At 42.7% G+C, this 20265-nt stretch carries 13 protein-coding genes, 2 tRNA genes and 3 rRNA genes; 4 read left to right on the top strand and 14 right to left on the bottom strand.

Annotation, left to right across the window (positions count from 1 at the left end; translation table 11 throughout):
- Positions 1 to 200: 200 nt before the first annotated feature.
- Positions 201 to 566, top strand: a complete 366-nt coding sequence (gene queD / locus M1F17_RS04900; RefSeq protein ID WP_004913900.1) for a 6-carboxytetrahydropterin synthase QueD — start codon at positions 201 to 203, stop codon at positions 564 to 566.
- A gap of 278 nt (positions 567 to 844) precedes the next feature.
- Positions 845 to 1462: a YagU family protein gene (locus M1F17_RS04895; protein ID WP_004260761.1), complete on the top strand. Its 618-nt coding sequence runs from the start codon at positions 845 to 847 to the stop codon at positions 1460 to 1462.
- Between the two features lie 65 nt (positions 1463 to 1527).
- Here the strand turns inward: M1F17_RS04895 and queE are convergent, their stop codons facing one another.
- Positions 1528 to 2199: a 7-carboxy-7-deazaguanine synthase QueE gene (gene queE / locus M1F17_RS04890; protein ID WP_110592300.1), complete on the bottom strand. Its 672-nt coding sequence runs from the start codon at positions 2197 to 2199 to the stop codon at positions 1528 to 1530.
- Between the two features lie 178 nt (positions 2200 to 2377).
- On the opposite strand from queE, the gene M1F17_RS04885 reads away from it, so the two are divergent.
- Positions 2378 to 3745 (top strand): amino acid permease, encoded by a 1368-nt coding sequence (locus tag M1F17_RS04885; protein ID WP_318837271.1) that lies wholly within the window; start codon positions 2378 to 2380, stop codon positions 3743 to 3745.
- Between the two features lie 76 nt (positions 3746 to 3821).
- Here M1F17_RS04885 and megL read toward each other — a convergent pair whose 3' ends face one another.
- From megL to rluD, 13 genes are all read right to left on the bottom strand, one after another.
- Positions 3822 to 5024, bottom strand: a complete 1203-nt coding sequence (gene megL, locus M1F17_RS04880) for a methionine gamma-lyase (RefSeq protein WP_096865138.1) — start codon at positions 5022 to 5024, stop codon at positions 3822 to 3824.
- 15 nt (positions 5025 to 5039) lie between these two features.
- Positions 5040 to 5432: a hypothetical protein gene (locus tag M1F17_RS04875; protein WP_318837270.1), complete on the bottom strand. Its 393-nt coding sequence runs from the start codon at positions 5430 to 5432 to the stop codon at positions 5040 to 5042.
- A 13-nt stretch (positions 5433 to 5445) separates the two neighbouring features.
- A complete protein-coding gene (locus M1F17_RS04870) occupies positions 5446 to 6633 on the bottom strand; it encodes an FAD/NAD(P)-binding oxidoreductase (RefSeq protein ID WP_096865156.1) in 1188 nt (395 codons plus the stop codon).
- A 216-nt stretch (positions 6634 to 6849) separates the two neighbouring features.
- On the bottom strand, positions 6850 to 7431 hold the full coding sequence (locus M1F17_RS04865; protein ID WP_180312391.1) for a DUF1287 domain-containing protein: 582 nt from the start codon (positions 7429 to 7431) through the stop codon (positions 6850 to 6852).
- Between the two features lie 59 nt (positions 7432 to 7490).
- Complete coding sequence (locus M1F17_RS04860; protein WP_164455152.1) at positions 7491 to 8282, bottom strand: endonuclease/exonuclease/phosphatase family protein; 792 nt, start codon at positions 8280 to 8282, stop codon at positions 7491 to 7493.
- 571 nt (positions 8283 to 8853) lie between these two features.
- A 5S ribosomal RNA gene (gene rrf, locus M1F17_RS04855) occupies positions 8854 to 8969 on the bottom strand.
- Between the two features lie 138 nt (positions 8970 to 9107).
- Positions 9108 to 12016, bottom strand: a 23S ribosomal RNA gene (locus M1F17_RS04850).
- A gap of 325 nt (positions 12017 to 12341) precedes the next feature.
- Positions 12342 to 12417 (bottom strand) — tRNA-Ala (locus M1F17_RS04845).
- Between the two features lie 138 nt (positions 12418 to 12555).
- Positions 12556 to 12632 (bottom strand) — tRNA-Ile (locus M1F17_RS04840).
- A 65-nt stretch (positions 12633 to 12697) separates the two neighbouring features.
- Positions 12698 to 14237: ribosomal RNA gene (locus M1F17_RS04835) — 16S ribosomal RNA — on the bottom strand.
- Together the 16S, 23S and 5S rRNA genes with 2 tRNA genes alongside form the textbook arrangement of a ribosomal RNA operon.
- 525 nt (positions 14238 to 14762) lie before the next feature.
- A complete protein-coding gene (gene clpB, locus M1F17_RS04830; protein WP_094962020.1) occupies positions 14763 to 17336 on the bottom strand; it encodes an ATP-dependent chaperone ClpB in 2574 nt (857 codons plus the stop codon).
- Positions 17337 to 17459: 123 nt separating this feature from the next.
- The gene (gene yfiH, locus M1F17_RS04825) at positions 17460 to 18194 is read right to left on the bottom strand and encodes a purine nucleoside phosphorylase YfiH (RefSeq protein ID WP_094962021.1); all 735 of its coding nucleotides are present in this window, start codon (positions 18192 to 18194) and stop codon (positions 17460 to 17462) included.
- The gene (gene rluD / locus M1F17_RS04820; RefSeq protein WP_318837269.1) at positions 18194 to 19171 is read right to left on the bottom strand and encodes a 23S rRNA pseudouridine(1911/1915/1917) synthase RluD; all 978 of its coding nucleotides are present in this window, start codon (positions 19169 to 19171) and stop codon (positions 18194 to 18196) included. Before rluD ends, yfiH begins: the two co-directional genes overlap by 1 nt.
- Before the next feature lie 137 nt (positions 19172 to 19308).
- Between rluD and bamD the strand changes: the two genes are divergently transcribed.
- Positions 19309 to 20040 (top strand): outer membrane protein assembly factor BamD, encoded by a 732-nt coding sequence (bamD, locus tag M1F17_RS04815; protein ID WP_004264835.1) that lies wholly within the window; start codon positions 19309 to 19311, stop codon positions 20038 to 20040.
- The last annotated feature ends 225 nt before the right edge of the window (positions 20041 to 20265 follow it).

The raw sequence follows: 20265 nt of genomic DNA, 5'->3' as shown, positions 1-20265 counted from the left end.
ATATAGGGTATGCAGTTAGGTTATAACAACCCTAGATAATGGGATAAGAAACGATAGCCATAATTAATAACTAAAAAGCCTAAAGCAATTAACTGATGGATCATATTGATAAAAGCGGTTAACGCTATTTTAGTAATTAAAGATATTTTCACCTAAAAATGCAGTACAATACGCTGTTTATTCACAACAAGGAGCCACATATGAGCACAACAATCTATAAAGATTTCACTTTCGAAGCTGCCCACAAATTACCTCATGTCCCAGAGGGTCATAAGTGTGGCCGTCTCCATGGGCATTCTTTCATGGTGCGTTTAGAAATTACTGGTGAAGTCGACTCCCATAGTGGTTGGATTATTGATTTTTCCGACGTAAAAGCCGCGTTTAAACCTATTTGGGAACGCTTAGACCATCATTATTTAAATGATATCGAAGGGTTAGAAAACCCAACCAGTGAGGTATTAGCGCAGTGGATTTGGCAACAAACTAAGCCTTTACTACCCTTATTAAGTGCGGTTACCGTAAAAGAAACCTGCAATGCAGGTTGCGTCTATCGCGGAGAAGCTTAAAAGTACAAGTGCTACAAATATAATGTAATGTTATTTTACGCAGCCATTTTGATAGCTGGGCAAAATAACATTCATAAATATAGAAATATAATATAGGGACACAAGCACCTCAGGCGGCAAGCCTAATAGATTTTGAAAATAAATGAGGGGCAAAAAGCAATCAGTGGCTGACATTCCCCCTTGAAATTAAGGATATAAAAACTTTAATTTGACATAGTGCATTAAATTATAACCTGATCTATTATTTACCATTATTTACTCTTAATAAGGCAGGGAAAATGCATTTATTTCAACAAACACCAAAATCCAGAAGGCGTTATGGACTGGCCGCATTTATTGGTCTAATCGCTGGTATCGTCTCTTCGTTTGTCAAATGGGGGGCTGAAGTCCCATTACCACCAAGAAGCCCAACGGATATGTTCAACGCAGCTTGTTCGCCAGAAACGCTGATCCGTGCAGCAGAACAAATTGACTGCTCACGTAACTTCCTCAACCCACCTTATATTTTCTTAAGGGATTGGTTAGGAATTGCCGACCCTAACTCTGCAGTTTACACCTTTGCTGGGCACGTTTTTAACTCTGTGGGTGTTACTCACATCATATTTTCTATCGTATTTGCTGTCGGATATTGTATTGTTGCTGAAGTATTCCCTAAAATTAAGCTATGGCAAGGGTTGTTAGCGGGTGCACTGGCGCAATTATTTGTCCATATGATTTCTTTCCCTCTTATGGGGCTCACCCCTCCACTCTTCGACCTACCATGGTATGAGAATGTTTCAGAAATATTTGGCCATTTAATTTGGTTTTGGTCTATTGAAATTATTCGCCGTGACTTGCGTAACCGTATTACTCATGAGCCAGATCCTGAAGTACCATTAAACCAACCATTTAGGTAATTTAAAGGCCCCCAATGAGTATTTTCCAACTCTTGGGGGTTACTAAAAACCATCGCTATTTTTTATTATTGAATATCCAAATACTTATGTGTTTGAATTGATAAACGCCAGTTGCGTTGAATACAGGTTTCAATACACAATTTTGTTGCTGCCGCTTTTTGGCTGATTGGCTGTAATGCCACTACTGGAGGCGTTTCGACAGTACGCAATGCTAAAATTTTCTCAAGTGCTTCAATATCTTTCTCGCGAGCAACAGGATGTTTAATTTCATTGGCACGATTTACTGCTTGGCTGATCACCTGCAGTCCTCCTTTCATACCGACTTTTGGTGATACAGTAACCCATGTGTTATCAGTGCATTGAATAGGGTATGTGCCGCTAGTTTCAATTTGGCATTGATATCCATGTTGTTCTAATATCCCAGTCAGTGGCTGTAAATCATAAATACAGGGCTCACCGCCTGTAATAACAATATGCTGTGCGCTGAAGTGTTTTTCTTTCATTAATTGAACCAATGCCTCACTATCTGCCATAGCCCATGCATCTGAATCAATCGTTTTAAGTGCGATATCCCCTAGGGTAGATTCTTTATCTTGTTCTTTTTCCCATGTTTGTTTGGTATCACACCAGCTACATCCAACTGGGCAGCCCTGCAAACGAATAAATACGGCTGGAACACCAGTAAAAACCCCCTCTCCTTGAATGGTTTGGAAGATTTCATTAATTGGGTATTTCATATCACTCCTAAAATAGTTAGCTGAGCACGCATTATATTGCAGATATCTATCTCACGAACAAGGAAGTTTGTGATAATGTAGCCACCTTAAGGTTCAATAAAGTACGTCCGACTTAATAAACAATACCGAAAGCCTATTCGGAACAATATATCGAACGAAGAAAAAGACAGGAAAAGACATGCAAAGTAGTGAACAAAATCAACTCAGAAAGGGACTGAGTGTTCGGCACATTCGCTTTATGGCTTTAGGGTCAGCGATTGGTACCGGCTTATTTTATGGGTCTGCTTCCGCAATTCAAGCGGCAGGGCCTGCTGTGCTACTCGCTTATATGGTCGGTGGTGCCGCTGTATTTATGGTCATGCGAGCCTTAGGCGAGATGGCTGTGCATCACCCAGTACCCGGTTCATTCTCTCACTACGCTAGCCATTACATGGGTCCCTTAGCTGGTTTTTTAACTGGCTGGAACTACGTATTTGAAATGTTGGTCGTTTGCTTGGCTGATATTACCGCCTTTGGGATGTACATGGGGTTTTGGTTCCCTCATGTCGACCAATGGGTGTGGGTATTAAGTATCGTGCTATTTATTAGCGCACTCAATTTATGCCACGTTAAAATTTTTGGTGAAATGGAATTTTGGCTGTCTATCGTAAAAGTCTCTGCAATCATCGCAATGATTGTTGGTGGAGCCTTCTTAATGTTCTACGGCTTCGGCCAAGAAACTGACCATGCGGTGGGTATCCAAAATCTATGGGAACACGGTGGTTTTATGCCAAACGGCATTGAAGGCGTTATCGCGTCCTTAGCTATCGTAATGTTCGCCTTTGGGGGTATCGAAGTGATCGGTATTACCGCCAGTGAAGCGCAAAACCCGGAGAAAACCATTCCTAAAGCAATCAATGCGGTACCCATTCGTATTTTATTATTCTATGGGTTAACACTTTTTATTCTGATGTGTATCTACCCGTGGAATCAAATTGGTCAAAATGGCAGTCCATTCGTCCAAATTTTTGATAGCTTAGGCATTCAATCAGCGGCAAATATCTTAAATATCGTGGTGATAACCGCGGCAATTTCAGCTATCAATAGTGATATTTTCGGTGCTGGTCGCATGATGTATGGTATGGCACAAGACAAACAAGCACCAAAAGTCTTTACCAAGTTGACTAAAAGTGGGGTGCCTTGGGTCACTGTACTGGTGATGTCTGTTGTCATGTTACTGGGCGTTTATTTAAACTACCTACTTCCAGAAAAAATCTTTGTGATTATTGCGTCAATCGCAACCTTTGCGACCGTTTGGGTCTGGTTAATGATACTACTTTCTCATGTCGCAATGCGTCGCCAAATGAACCCTGAAGAGGTTAAAAAACTCAAATTCCCAGTACCGTTCTGGCCAATTGGCCCTGCAATTACTATCGCATTTATGGTCTTTGTTATTGCACTACTTGGCTTCTTTAAAGATACACAAGTTGCCCTTCTCGTCGGGTTTGCATGGGTCGCTATATTGAGCGTCACCTTCTTTGTCATGCGTAAATTTCAAAAACCTTAATCGACTAAAGCATTCGTAAAGTAAATTTAGGCCCTATATTTATATGATATAGGGCCTTTTGTTACCTATTTTGGTATCAAATGAGCGCCTGCTTAATATCGGCAATCAAATCATTAGCGCTTTCTAACCCAACTGACAAACGAATAAGCCCATCACTAATCCCATACTGTTTTCGTTCCTCAGCAGTGTAAGTAGAATGGGTCATACTTGCAGGGTGCTGGGCCAATGACTCACAATCACCTAAGCTAACCGCACAAGAAAATAGCTGTAAACGGTTCAGAAACTGCTTACCCGCCTCAAGTCCCCCTCCAAGTTCAAAAGCAATCATCCCTCCAGGCAGCTTCATTTGCCTTTGAGCTAATGTGTATTGAGGAAAACTCGGTAAACCCGGATACATCACTTGAGAAACTTCAGATAGTGAGGCCAAATATTCCGCAACTTTCTGTGCATTCTCAACCACTCTTTCCATTCTGATTGGCAGTGTTTTCATTCCTCGCAATATCAGGTTTGCATCATGAGGGGATAAACATGCTCCAGTCATATCCTTCAGCCCAACCAATCTGATTTGCTTCGCTAATTCCTCAGTTGTTATAACAGCGCCAGCCATCACATCACCATGCCCATTCATATATTTCGTTAATGAATGAACAACAATATCCGCCCCAAGCTCAAGTGGTTTTTGAATGTAAGGAGTACAATAGGTATTATCTACTGTCACCAATATTTCTTGGTTATTTGCAAGGTTATATTGATGAACGATATTGCTTACAGCATTAATATCAACTAAGCGCATATTTGGGTTTGCAGGTGATTCGAAAAATATCATCTTTGTTTTTTCAGTGAGTTCCTGTGCCACATTATTTGGGTCACTCATATCAATGTGACGAACTTTGACACCAAATCGAGCTAACCCATGATGAAAGAATGCATATGTACAGCCATAAACCGTCATATCAACTAACAGCTCATCTCCTGGGCTTAGTAAGGTCCAAAGAGTCGATGTTATTGCCCCCATCCCTGAAGAAAATACAATTGCGGCATCCCCCTCTTCTAAATCAGCAAGCCGCTTTTCCAACAAACTTAATGTTGGGTTATTTATTCGTGTATAAATATACCCATCCGATTCACCGCTAAAACAAGCGGCACCTTCTTCAACACTATCAAATACGTAAGTTGACGTTTGATAAATAGGAGAAGCTAGTGATCCTAAATTTTCGGCTGCATCATAGTAATTATGTATCACACGCGTATCAAAAGAATACAGTCTATCTAATATCATACCACCTCCGAAATATTATCCCTCTTGGGGGGAAGACAATCGAGAACCCATTATTTGCAAGGTTCGTAAAACGGTACTAATTCCACGTAATGTATTTGGATCTTTTAATAAAGCATACACCGAACGAAAATTTGGATTTTTACTATTATATATTTCCTCCATTTTAGCCATATTATATGCAGTGCCGAATTCCCAGACTGGCGCTAGAGTATCCTCAAATGAGTTTGCCAGTTTTTCTACCGTGCTATTATCAGTAATGTCAATAAGGTCAGAAATTAGAGAAAGTAAATCAATAATATTATCTAAACGATTCAATTGTAATAGCGGTGCTAATTTGTCTGCGAAATGATCACCCGACTCAGAATTAAGAAGTTCAATTAGTTTACTTTGATTTTCATTATTAGACATTTTGATTTCCTCCTTAAACTAAGCCACGAATAGCAGCCCAATAAATACCTCTATTAAAGCCATTTCTTAGTAATCCCCCTAATTTAGTCGGAGGCGTAGGAATAACATCGTGTTTATAATCGTATTGTAAAGGCATCCCTGCAGTTAATCCCATTTGAGCAACAGCTTGAACTCGCCCATCATAGATAGCTGCCGGATAACCATAAATTAATTCTCCGCAGATATTATCAGCTATAATTGCAGCCTGATTATGACAGCTTCCACCTGCTTTACTGATCGGTAAATCAACGGTATCACCTATAACATAAACGCCATCAACACCATAAACTTGCATAGTTTCATGGTCGGTAGGTAACCAACCTTCACCATTATTATGCTCACTTAATCCGGTATTAATAACTGCCTCAACCGCGGTAATTGGCGGAGTACTGATCAATAAGTCGAAATTTTGCTCATCACCTTCTTTCGAATAAGCTATTTTTTTATCTGGATCAACTTTATCTAAAGTAAACCCTCTCTGAGCTTTAATATTTTTAGCAGTAAATACTTCAGGAATAACTTCACAAACAGGTTGTTGCATGAATAAACAGTTACGCAATAATTGTGAAACTGTTGGATAGGTATAAACGATTTCAATACTATCCCTAACTCGACGTTTACGTAAAAATTCATCAATCATTAATGTTGTTTCCATCGGCGCGATGCCACACTGATGGGGTACATTTGGCGTTTCAGGGAATGATACCGTAATAAAAATTCGACCTTTTTCAATCTTAGCAAGTTGATCTGCTAGCTTTCTCGATGCTTCATATGCATAAAAGTGGTTACCGATATCTTTTAAACCTTCAATTCGCTCAGGTTTAGGTATGCAACCTGTTGCAATCACAAGAAAATCATAGTTATATTTTTTTCCATGCTTAGAGTTTAGCGCTTTATTTTTAAAATCAAAATGCTCTATTTTATCAATGGCTAACTCTATTTCAGGTCTTAGCAATTCTCTTTCAGGGCGACTCAGTTCATCCTTAAAAAATAAATTAAAAGCAACATACATAAATGCAGGTTTATAATAATGGATTGGATTATCAGTAATTAATGTTATTTTTATTTTCTTCGAAAAAATTTCTCTACTCAATTTTCTAGCAAGTGTATTTGCTAGCATCGTCCCACCCGTTCCACCGCCAACAATAACTATATTTTTCATAACATTAACCACCATTTATATATAATTAAATTCTATACGACATACCACCTACCTGTTATAAATATAGTTCATAGTGAATTAATGCTAATACAATAATTAGAATATAATTTTAAAAACAACAATTAAAACTAATCACTTACATATATAAAACCTCTTGAGTAAGTTAATTTTTAAAATTATAATCTAGGAAATTATATTATATAAAAACCATTTCACTTAATAAGAATAATGTCCAACAATATCCCAACGAAATAAAACATCTTCAGCAACTTGGCCATATCCAATATTGTGCATAACTAAATAACTTTGTGTACTTGGTGGCTTTATCGAAGTTACAACACCGATATGTGGCCGACCATTATCTAAACGCCAAGAGACAATATCGCCGGGAATATAATCACTGGCATTCTTTGATATAGGCTTTTTTTTCCCTTTTCGCGAGAAAAAAGCCTCTAAATTAGGTACACGACGATGATCAATATTTGTATCTGGCTTACGTAATCCCCATATACGTTGGCTGGGATATTGACTAAAGTTTGCTTTCATGTCTTCATGTACTAATTTTTGTAAATCAATACCAATTTTTCGGTAGCTTCGTATAACTACATCAGAACAGACACCATATTGTTCGGGCACATCACCATTTGGATAAGAAATTTGTCGATAAGATGAGTCATAAATAACTAAACGAGGCAACTGTTCAGCATGTTTTGCCAACAATAAGCTAGACCCATTAGCTATTTGTGCAAAAAAGAAAAGAATGTATAAAAACGATGATTTCAATCTGATATTCCCCATAAAAGTAGTTCATCGAATCTACAATTAAATACGAGGGAAAATAAGGGAGATAATCTTAATTACTTAGAAAGCGTAAATTTGGTCATAATAGGGTTATGATCAGAAGCATCTGTCGGTAGTACAGTGCTATCTTTAACGTTCAATCCACGATAAAACACGTAATCCAAAGGACGACCAAAAGCCTTAGTACGGTAATCATCACTAAATACAATTTCTTTCAAGCCTACACTGCGAATAAATCGTTTCAACGCATTCACACGCTGTCTACTCCATGCATTAAAATCACCCGCTAGGATTACTGGCCCTACATGTTTAGCAATATGAACACCTAATTTACTTAGTTGCCGAGTATAAACATCTACTCCAAAACTGAAATTAATTGCATGAACATTCGCTACCATCAAGTGTTTTCCATTTGGTAGGGGATATACCGTAATCAACGCAGATTTAGCTAACCGTAAAAATGGTTCTTTTTCTCTTAAAGGACAGCAATATATTGGGTGTGAAGCTGCAAGCGTCATCACACCAGCGGGATGAGGAGAAAAAGGTAATGCAGGTACTTGGTCAGCAATTAATTTGTGTGATGCAGCAAAAGATATTAGCTCAGGTGACATTTGAGCTTCTTGCAACAAAATAAGTTTTCTATCTTTCACTAACTCATTAAGTGTATATTTCCAATTTGGGCGCTGCTGCTTATAAATGTTCCATGTAACCACATCAAGAGTTTCACCCGCAGCAAATAGCGGTAAACCTATTGGAAGTGATTCTCCTAACATATGTACAGGCATGGGCTGAATACGTTTAGCGGGCTCACCTGCAATATACCGAACAGAATAGGTTCTTTTCGCCAAATTTGAAGTCCCTATATCACAGAAAAATAATGAAAATCTTACACTTTTTGATTAGTTACTGTAGGTAGTATATCAAATTTGAGGTGTTATAGCTTATCAAATTTAATGTAACTGCCATCTTAACCCTAGGGTCTTTAAGTTTTTCATTAGCGCTATCTATAAATGAGTAATGCTTCATGCCTTCTTTTACTACTCCCTTTGAAATGATAAGTATGTTAGGCACCCCACCTAAGCGGTATCATTCATCACCGTGATGGGCAAGCATCCAATCCACAATATTTATTTGATTTTATTAAAATTCCGCTACCCTAAATAATCTGTGAGCTGTTACTCACTACTTTGCATCACACACTCTCATTAATGATGGTGATAGATAGAGAGAGCCCTAAAAGTAGCTAAAAGAGATGAAGAGGGGATTAAAATTAGGGGTTAAAACATTAAGGAGCTAAGGAACTAAGGAACTCAGGAACTAAAACTTAGGCACCCCACCTAACCTCAACATCCACTGTTTTTCTTTTTTTCTCCAAACGCAAAAAAGCCACCCGATGGGTGGCTTTCTCACTAATTTAATGTCTGGCAGTTCCCTACTCTCACATGGGGAGACCCCACACTACCATCGGCGCTACGGCGTTTCACTGCTGAGTTCGGCATGGGGTCAGGTGGGACCACCGCGCTATTGCCGCCAGACAAATTCTGTTTTGTTCCCGTTCAGTACTTTCCACTAAACCAGAACTTCAATCTTAAACAAGCTGTGTGTCCTTCACCCTTCGGCTTCTCACTTTCTTTGAAAACAACTCTATCTCTCTAAAACACCTTCGGTGTTGTCAGGTTAAGCCTCACGGTTCATTAGTATTGGTTAGCTCAACGTATCGCTACGCTTACACACCCAACCTATCAACGTCTTAGTCTTAAACGTTCCTTTAGGACTCTTTAAGAGTCAGGGAAGACTCATCTCAAGGCAAGTTTCCCGCTTAGATGCTTTCAGCGGTTATCTCTTCCGCACTTAGCTACCGGGCAATGCCATTGGCATGACAACCCGAACACCAGTGGTGCGTCCACTCCGGTCCTCTCGTACTAGGAGCAGCCCCTTTCAATCTTCCAACGCCCACGGCAGATAGGGACCGAACTGTCTCACGACGTTCTAAACCCAGCTCGCGTACCACTTTAAACGGCGAACAGCCGTACCCTTGGGACCTACTTCAGCCCCAGGATGTGATGAGCCGACATCGAGGTGCCAAACACCGCCGTCGATATGAACTCTTGGGCGGTATCAGCCTGTTATCCCCGGAGTACCTTTTATCCGTTGAGCGATGGCCCTTCCATTCAGAACCACCGGATCACTAAGACCTACTTTCGTACCTGCTCGAGCCGTCACTCTCGCAGTCAAGCTGGCTTATGCCTTTGCACTAACCGCATGATGTCCGACCATGCTTAGCCAACCTTCGTGCTCCTCCGTTACTCTTTGGGAGGAGACCGCCCCAGTCAAACTACCCACCAGACACTGTCCGCACCCCAGATAATGGGGCAACGTTAGAACATCAAACATTAAAGGGTGGTATTTCAAGGTTGGCTCCACGCAGACTGGCGTCCACGCTTCGAAGCCTCCCACCTATCCTACACATCAAGGCTCAATGTTCAGTGTCAAGCTATAGTAAAGGTTCACGGGGTCTTTCCGTCTTGCCGCGGGTACACTGCATCTTCACAGCGAGTTCAATTTCACTGAGTCTCGGGTGGAGACAGCCTGGCCATCATTACGCCATTCGTGCAGGTCGGAACTTACCCGACAAGGAATTTCGCTACCTTAGGACCGTTATAGTTACGGCCGCCGTTTACTGGGGCTTCGATCAAGAGCTTCTCCTTACGGATAACCCCATCAATTAACCTTCCAGCACCGGGCAGGCGTCACACCGTATACGTCCACTTTCGTGTTTGCACAGTGCTGTGTTTTTAATAAACAGTTGCAGCCAGCTGGTATCTGCGACTGGCTTCAGCTCCATGAGTAAATCACTTCACCTAATGCCAGCGTGCCTTCTCCCGAAGTTACGGCACCATTTTGCCTAGTTCCTTCACCCGAGTTCTCTCAAGCGCCTGAGTATTCTCTACCTGACCACCTGTGTCGGTTTGGGGTACGATTAATGATAATCTAGAGCTTAGAGGCTTTTCCTGGAAGCGGGGCATGAGCTACTTCATCACCGTAGTGACTCGTCGTCGGACCTCAGCATATAGTGAACCGGATTTGCCTAATTCACCTGCCTACATCCTTAAACCGGGACAACCGTCGCCCGGATAGCCTAGCCTTCTCCGTCCCCCCATCGCAATTATCACCAGTACGGGAATATTAACCCGTTTCCCATCGACTACGCATTTCTGCCTCGCCTTAGGGGTCGACTCACCCTGCCCCGATTAACGTTGGACAGGAACCCTTGGTCTTCCGGCGTGCGGGTTTTTCACCCGCATTATCGTTACTTATGTCAGCATTCGCACTTCTGATACCTCCAGCATGCCTCACAGCACACCTTCACAGGCTTACAGAACGCTCCCCTACCCAACAATATTTACATATCGCTGCCGCAGCTTCGGTGCATAGTTTAGCCCCGTTACATCTTCCGCGCAGGCCGACTCGACCAGTGAGCTATTACGCTTTCTTTAAATGATGGCTGCTTCTAAGCCAACATCCTGGCTGTCTGAGCCTTCCCACTTCGTTTCCCACTTAACTATGACTTTGGGACCTTAGCTGGCGGTCTGGGTTGTTTCCCTCTTCACGACGAACGTTAGCACCCGCCGTGTGTCTCCCGTGATAACATTCTTCGGTATTCGTAGTTTGCATCGAGTTGGTAAGTCGGGATGACCCCCTAGTCGAAACAGTGCTCTACCCCCGAAGATGAGTTCACGAGGCGCTACCTAAATAGCTTTCGGGGAGAACCAGCTATCTCCCGGTTTGATTGGCCTTTCACCCCCAGCCACAAGTCATCCGCTAATTTTTCAACATTAGTCGGTTCGGTCCTCCAGTTAGTGTTACCCAACCTTCAACCTGCCCATGGCTAGATCACCGGGTTTCGGGTCTATACCCTGCAACTTATTCGCCCAGTTAAGACTCGGTTTCCCTACGGCTCCCCTATACGGTTAACCTTGCTACAGAATATAAGTCGCTGACCCATTATACAAAAGGTACGCAGTCACCCTGATAAATCAAGGCTCCCACTGCTTGTACGTACACGGTTTCAGGTTCTATTTCACTCCCCTCGCCGGGGTTCTTTTCGCCTTTCCCTCACGGTACTGGTTCACTATCGGTCAATCAGGAGTATTTAGCCTTGGAGGATGGTCCCCCCATATTCAGACAGGATAACACGTGTCCCGCCCTACTCGTCGAGTTCACAACACTAACACCTTCGGATACGGGGCTATCACCCTTTACTGCCGGACTTTCCAGACCGTTCTCCTGATGCTAATGCTGATTAAGACTCTGGGCTGCTCCCCGTTCGCTCGCCGCTACTAGGGGAATCTCGGTTGATTTCTTTTCCTCGGGGTACTGAGATGTTTCAGTTCCCCCGGTTCGCTTCGTTTGACTATGTATTCATCAAACGATAGTGCAACGAATTGCACTGGGTTTCCCCATTCGGAAATCGTCGGTTGTAACGGTTCATATCACCTTACCGACGCTTATCGCAGATTAGCACGTCCTTCATCGCCTCTGATTGCCTAGGCATCCACCGTATACGCTTAGTCGCTTAACCTCACAACCCGAAATTGTTTCAACGTTCACTTTACTGTCATGGCTGTGCGTGCATTCCTTCTTTGTTGGGCAGTGCTCGCAATGCTCACATACTTATGTATGCTGCGCTTGCTGTGCGCTGGCCGCCGCGAAGGACTGACTGCTCGCTCATGCCACTCGAGTTTGTGACCGAAAATTTCAGGTCTGAAATTTTGAGAGACTCTCACATTGTTTAAGCGATAAACAATGTGCGTTGTTTTCAATTTTCAGCTTGTTCCAGATTGTTAAAGAGCATAATTATTCGCAATAGACTATTACTAATCTATTCTGAATAACCAGAAAAATTATGGTGGAGCTAAGCGGGATCGAACCGCTGACCTCCTGCGTGCAAGGCAGGCGCTCTCCCAGCTGAGCTATAGCCCCATAAAGGTATTTTCGGTATCAATTAATCTCTTTATAAGATTTTCTTATTCGGAGGTCTTTTTTCTTAGGCAAGGCGTGGGTTAGCGAAATTTACTTTTGGGTAAATGAGCTGAGCCATAACGCAGCATAAGAGAAAAGTGGTAGGCCTGAGTGGACTTGAACCACCGACCTCACCCTTATCAGGGGTGCGCTCTAACCACCTGAGCTACAAGCCTATCGATACCGCTACTCTATTTCATCAGACAATCTGTGTGAGCACTTCACAAAAACACTTCAATGGTAAGGAGGTGATCCAACCGCAGGTTCCCCTACGGTTACCTTGTTACGACTTCACCCCAGTCATGAATCACAAAGTGGTAAGCGCCCTCCCGAAGGTTAAGCTACCTACTTCTTTTGCAACCCACTCCCATGGTGTGACGGGCGGTGTGTACAAGGCCCGGGAACGTATTCACCGTAGCATTCTGATCTACGATTACTAGCGATTCCGACTTCATGGAGTCGAGTTGCAGACTCCAATCCGGACTACGACGTACTTTATGAGTTCCGCTTGCTCTCGCGAGGTCGCTTCTCTTTGTATACGCCATTGTAGCACGTGTGTAGCCCTACTCGTAAGGGCCATGATGACTTGACGTCATCCCCACCTTCCTCCGGTTTATCACCGGCAGTCTCCTTTGAGTTCCCGACCGAATCGCTGGCAACAAAGGATAAGGGTTGCGCTCGTTGCGGGACTTAACCCAACATTTCACAACACGAGCTGACGACAGCCATGCAGCACCTGTCTCAGAGTTCCCGAAGGCACCAAAGCATCTCTGCTAAGTTCTCTGGATGTCAAGAGTAGGTAAGGTTCTTCGCGTTGCATCGAATTAAACCACATGCTCCACCGCTTGTGCGGGCCCCCGTCAATTCATTTGAGTTTTAACCTTGCGGCCGTACTCCCCAGGCGGTCGATTTAACGCGTTAGCTCCGAAAGCCACTCCTCTAGGGAACAACCTTCAAATCGACATCGTTTACAGCGTGGACTACCAGGGTATCTAATCCTGTTTGCTCCCCACGCTTTCGCACCTGAGCGTCAGTCTTTGTCCAGGGGGCCGCCTTCGCCACCGGTATTCCTCCACATCTCTACGCATTTCACCGCTACACATGGAATTCTACCCCCCTCTACAAGACTCTAGCTGACCAGTCTTAGATGCCATTCCCAGGTTAAGCCCGGGGATTTCACATCTAACTTAATCAACCGCCTGCGTGCGCTTTACGCCCAGTAATTCCGATTAACGCTTGCACCCTCCGTATTACCGCGGCTGCTGGCACGGAGTTAGCCGGTGCTTCTTCTGTCGGTAACGTCAATCGCTGATGATATTAGCATCAACGCCTTCCTCCCGACTGAAAGTACTTTACAACCCTAGGGCCTTCTTCATACACGCGGCATGGCTGCATCAGGCTTGCGCCCATTGTGCAATATTCCCCACTGCTGCCTCCCGTAGGAGTCTGGGCCGTGTCTCAGTCCCAGTGTGGCTGATCATCCTCTCAGACCAGCTAGGGATCGTCGCCTTGGTGAGCCATTACCTCACCAACTAGCTAATCCCATATGGGTTCATCCGATAGCGCAAGGACCGAAGTTCCCCTGCTTTGCTCCTGAGAGATTATGCGGTATTAGCTACCGTTTCCAGTAGTTATCCCCCTCTATCGGGCAGATCCCCATACATTACTCACCCGTCCGCCGCTCGTCAGCGAGAAGCAAGCTTCCCCTGTTACCGCTCGACTTGCATGTGTTAGGCCTGCCGCCAGCGTTCAATCTGAGCCATGATCAAACTCTTCAATTAAAAGTAGCTTGATGCTCAAAGAATGTTTACTGTCGTATGTCTTCTTGCGAAAACATATTACCTATTAGTTCATATATATGAATTAACGTGTTAGTCACTCTTCAAGACTTAAAATCAAATATTTTTTTGATAGTGTCCTGTGAGTGCCCACACAGATTGTCTGATAAATTGTTAAAGAGCGTTGCAGCTTTTCTTTATGAAAACCACCCTTTCGGTCGTTGCTGCGAGGAGGCGTATATTACGTTTTCCTCCGTGAGAGTCAAGCAATTTTTTGCTTTTTCTTTTCAGAATCTCTCGCTGCCGTTTCAGTGTTCATCGCGCTTTGCGTTGTCTTGTTCCCGGTCAGTGGTGGCGCATTATAGGGAGTCAGAAAAATCTGGCAAGTGTTTTTTTGAAAAAAATTTTCAAGTGGTGATATTTTATACTTTACGCCCAATTATCAAGCAAAAAAAGTGATTTTATACGTAATTTGATATAAAAAAGGTGGCTAACAATAGCCACCTTTTGATTTTACAATAATATCAATTACTGTTTAGCAACGATTTCGTCATTTTCTACATCTAAAACGACAGGTTTACCTGGTAATAACTTACCTGACAAGATTTCTTGTGCCAGAGGGTTTTCAATTTCCTGCTGAATTGCGCGTTTTAATGGCCTTGCTCCGAAGATTGGGTCAAAACCAGCCTCCCCAATTTTCTCCAGTGCAGCAGGTGTCGCACTAACTTCATAACCGTGCTCTTCAAGACGTTTATATAAACGAGCCAATTGAATATTGGCAATATTCGTAATTTGCTCTTTACCTAATGGATGGAATACAACAACTTCATCTATACGGTTAATAAATTCAGGTCTGAAACTATGGGATACCACTTCCATCACCATATCTTTCATTTCTGAGTAACCAATCATGCCAAATCTTTCTTGGATTAAGTCAGAACCCAAGTTAGATGTCATGATAATCACCGTATTACGGAAGTCCACTGTTCTACCTTGTCCATCCGTTAAACGCCCGTCATCAAGCACTTGTAATAAAATGTTGAAAACATCAGGGTGTGCTTTCTCAACTTCATCCAATAAAATGACTGAATATGGACGACGTCTAACCGCTTCAGTTAAATACCCACCTTCTTCGTAACCAACATACCCTGGAGGTGCACCCACTAAACGTGATACCGCATGTTTTTCCATAAATTCAGACATATCGATACGAACCATTGCATCATCGCTATCAAACATGAAATTTGCTAACGCTTTACACAATTCAGTTTTACCTACCCCTGTTGGTCCTAAGAACATAAACGAGCCAATTGGGCGGTTCGGGTCTGATAACCCTGCACGACTACGACGAATTGCATTCGATACTGCAACTACCGCTTCATCTTGTCCAATAACACGCTGATGAAGTTGCTGTTCCATACGTAACAGTTTTTCTCTTTCACTTTCTAGCATTCGAGATACAGGGATGCCAGTCCAACGAGCTAAGATTTCAGCAATTTCGACATCTGTTACTTTGTTACGTAACAGTTTCATGCTTTTGCCTTCAGCTTTGGTTGCCGCTTCAAGCTGTTTCTCTAATTCTGGAATTTTACCGTATTGCAATTCGGACATTTTTGCCAAATCACCCATACGGCGTGCTTTTTCCATCTCGATACGTGTATTTTCAAGTTCAGCTTTAATATGCTGAGTACCTGTTAATGATGCTTTTTCAGCTTTCCATTCTTCTTCTAACGCAGAGTACTCACGTTCTTTCTCTGCGAGCTCTTCTTCTAACATCTCAAGACGTTTTTTACTTGCATCATCCGATTCTTTTTTCAGCGCTTGCTGTTCAAGTTTGAGCTGAATAATACGGCGTTCCAGCCTATCTAAGGATTCAGGTTTCGAATCCATTTGCATACGTAAACTTGCACCCGCTTCATCAATTAAATCAATCGCTTTGTCAGGTAACATACGGTCAGTAATATAGCGATGCGATAACGTTGCCGCTGCCACAATCGCAGGGTCAGTTATTTGCACGTGGTGATGCAGTTCATAACGTTCTTTTAAACCACGTAAAATAGCAATTGTGTCTTCAACGGATGGCTCAGCCACATACACTTTTTGGAAACGACGCTCTAATGCAGGGTCTTTCTCAATGTATTGGCGATACTCATCCAATGTGGTAGCGCCAACACAGTGTAATTCACCGCGAGCCAACGCAGGTTTTAACATGTTACCCGCATCCATCGCACCATCTGCTTTACCTGCACCAACCATGGTGTGTAATTCATCAATAAACAGAATGACGTTACCTTCCTGTTTGGCAAGATCATTTAGAACAGCTTTCAGACGCTCTTCAAACTCACCACGATATTTCGCACCCGCAATCAGCGCCCCCATATCAAGGGATAATACACGTTTGTTTTTTAACCCTTCTGGAATTTCACCATTAACAATACGTTGTGCTAACCCTTCAACAATTGCTGTTTTACCTACACCTGGTTCACCAATCAGCACAGGGTTATTTTTAGTACGACGTTGCAGTACTTGAATGGTCCGACGTATTTCTTCATCTCGACCAATTACTGGGTCTAATTTGCCTTGCTCTGCACGTTCAGTTAAATCAACCGTATATTTTTTCAAGGCTTGGCGCTGGTCTTCAGCGCTTTGGTCATTCACTTTTTCTCCACCACGCATCTGTTCTATTGCCTTTTTTAAATTATCTTTATTAACACCTGCTGCTTTGAGCATGTCTGCTAATGTCGTATTGGCTTCTAAAGCGGCGACAAGAAATAATTCTGAGGAGATAAATTCATCTCCGTGCTTTTGTGCCAACTGATCACATAAATTCAAATGACGCATTAAGTCACTTGATGGTTGAACATCTCCCGCAACACCTTGCACTTGAGGTAAACGCCCTAATGCATCTTCGACTTTTTGCTGGAATTGTACGGCATTCACGCCTAACGTCGTCAGCAATGGACGAACTGTGCCACCCTCTTGATTAAACAGGGCACTTAATAGATGAATAGGTTCAATAAACTGGTTTTCGCGCCCAAGGGCTAGTGATTGGGCGTCAGCGAGAGCTTGCTGGAATTTATTAGTTAAACGGTCCAGACGCATAACACCTCCAATAAATGAGATTAAATTTGCTACTGGATACTAGATGAGGTCAGTTTTTAAATATTCAAGTTTTGCAAGGAATTATTTTTGATATATCCGTTAATTTAGAACAAAACCCCAATACTAGGTATTTATCCATATCAATGAAGCCATCCTGCCGGTTTTTCCTTCCCTTCGATAGGAAAAAAATCTGTTTTCATCTGTTACTGTACAAAAATCACCACCATAGACCTTCGTTACGCCAGCAGCCCGTAGTTTTTTACGTGCTAATAAATAAATGTCAGCGAGATATTTATCATTATAAGGAACAAAAGCAGAGGCTAAATCAGATGATTGATTAACAAAAGCCTCTTTGACTTCCTTACCGACTTCAAATTTCTCAGCACCAATAGCGGGGCCAAGCCAAGCGATAATTTCATTTGCAGGGCTAATAAATTGATTGATTGTATTTTCAAGAACCCCATGACATAGGCCGCGCCATCCTGCATGGGCTGCAGCCACTTCCGTTCCTGCTTGATTAGTCAATAACACAGGCAAGCAATCCGCAGTCATAATGGCACAAACTTGGCCAACCTGATTACTGTACACGGCGTCCGCTTGCCTATTATGAATTTTATCACCAACAAGCTGAAGCACATCCGTTCCATGAACTTGCTCAAGCCAAACTGGTTGTTGTGGTAGCTGAGCAAGCGTCTCAAGGCGTTGACGATTTTCACTGACGGCATTGGGTATATCCCCAACATGATCACCTAAATTCAAGCTATCAAAAGGTGGCAGGCTCACACCACCCACTCGAGTTGTACTACAGCTAGCTATGTTTTTAGGTTGCGGCCAATCAGGGAAAATCAATGTATTCATTACCAGTCCATATCGTCTTTATGCAGTTCAGTGTCTGCTTTTAGAGCTTCTATAAGCTTAACCATATCATCAGGTAACGGTGCATGCCACTCCATTTGAATACCTGAAATTGGGTGATATAAGCGTAACATAGTGGCATGCAGTGCTTGCCTATCAAAATTACGCATGACCTCTAAAAATTCTTCGGTCGCCCCTTTTAGTGGGCGCGGGCGGCCACCGTATAAGGGATCACCAATTAATGGATGATTGATATGAGCCATATGAACACGAATTTGGTGAGTTCTGCCCGTCTCCAGACGTAAACGTAAACGAGTATGGGGTCTAAAGTGTTCCATCACACGATAATGTGTTACGGCAGGTTTACCCATTGGGTGCACAGCCATATGGGTTCGTTTAGTTGGATGACGAGAGATAGGTTCTTCTACCATGCCACCCGCTGTCATACGGCCGACCGCAACCGCTTCATATTCACGCGTAATTTCTCTACGTTGCAATGCTTCTACAAGGTGTGTTTGAGCTGGAACTGTTTTTGCGACAACCATTAAGCCTGTCGTGTCTTTATCTAAACGATGAACAATACCTGCTCTCGGCACATCAGCAATTTCAGGATAACGATATAACAACGCATTAAGAATTGTGCCATCTGGGTTTCCAGCTCCAGGGTGGACAACTAAATCACGCGGTTTATTAATAATTAGGATATCTTCATCTTCATAAATCACATTAAGTGGGATATCTTGTGGTTCCCAGCGATTATCTTCTTCAATGAGGGCATCGATTAAAATTTGTTCGCTGCCAAAAACTTTTTCTTTTGGCTTATTGATAACTTTGCCATTAACCTGCACTCTATCAGCTAAAATCCATTCTTTTATGCGAGAACGTGAATAATCAGGGAACAATTCGGCCAAAGCCTGATCTAAACGTTGACCAAGCTGTGATTCAGCGATAGTTGCACTAAGTTGTACTTGTTGAGCCATAAATTAATCTACTTTTTGGTGTTTGTATTTTGACGGCAGTGCCGTTTCATTTAAAATATATGCTATTGTAACTCGAATTTTGCCGGGAGCCTTATGGATAGACTCCCTCGAAACACTCAGAGGATAACCTACACGTGATGATACGTATGAAAAATCTGGTGGCTGCAGCCACGTTGAGCCTGATTTTAGTCGGCTGTTCCAGCACTCCTGAAGTCAGCCCTGATAGCACCCCTGCTGAAATATATGCAACGGGTCAGCAAAAATTACAGGACGGCAATTTTAAAGCAGCGATTAAACAATTTGAAGCTCTTGATAACCGTTATCCATTTGGTCCATATGCTCAGCAGGTTCAATTAGACCTGATTTATGCATATTATAAATCAGCAGAGCTGCCAATGGCGATAGCCGCAATTGACCGTTTCATGCGTTTGAACCCAACTCATCCAAATATTGATTATGTCCTCTATATGCGAGGCTTAACCGCGATGGCTCTGGATGATAGCTTATTGCAAGGCCTCTTTGGTATTGACCGCTCAGACAGAGACCCACAGCATGCACGAGTTGCATTCAAAGATTTCAGTCAGTTAGTTCGCTACTATCCTAACAGCTTATACTCCAATGATGCGAGTAAGCGATTAGTCTTCTTAAAAGACCGCTTAGCGAAATTCGACCTTTCTGTTGTCGAATACTACAACAAACGCGGTGCTTATGTCGCGGTTGTTAATCGTGTTCAACAAATGCTAAAAGACTACCCAGACACAGAAGCAACACGTAATGCCTTAGCATACATGGAAATTGCTTATAATGAGATGGGGCTAAACCAAGAAGCGAATAAAGTTGCGAGTATTATTGCTGCAAACCCACAATAATATCATCGTGCGATCTAAAACAGCAGCCATGGCTGCTGTTTTTCTTTGCTAGCGGCGATTTAGTTGCTTGCTCATTTAGGGTACTAATTTTAACCCAAAAAAAGTTCCGGCTATTTACCGTTCCCCTAGCCAACTCAATCAGTGTCCCTTAATCCATTCATTTTGGCAATGCTTTTTCGCCCCTTTTTTATGTGAAATCACACTTCAGATAGCTGTTACTCTTCC

Source organism: Providencia sp. PROV073 (genome assembly GCF_033688125.1).
In the GTDB taxonomy this organism is placed as follows: domain Bacteria; phylum Pseudomonadota; class Gammaproteobacteria; order Enterobacterales; family Enterobacteriaceae; genus Providencia; species Providencia hangzhouensis.
This window is presented reverse-complemented; position numbering and strand designations above follow the sequence as displayed.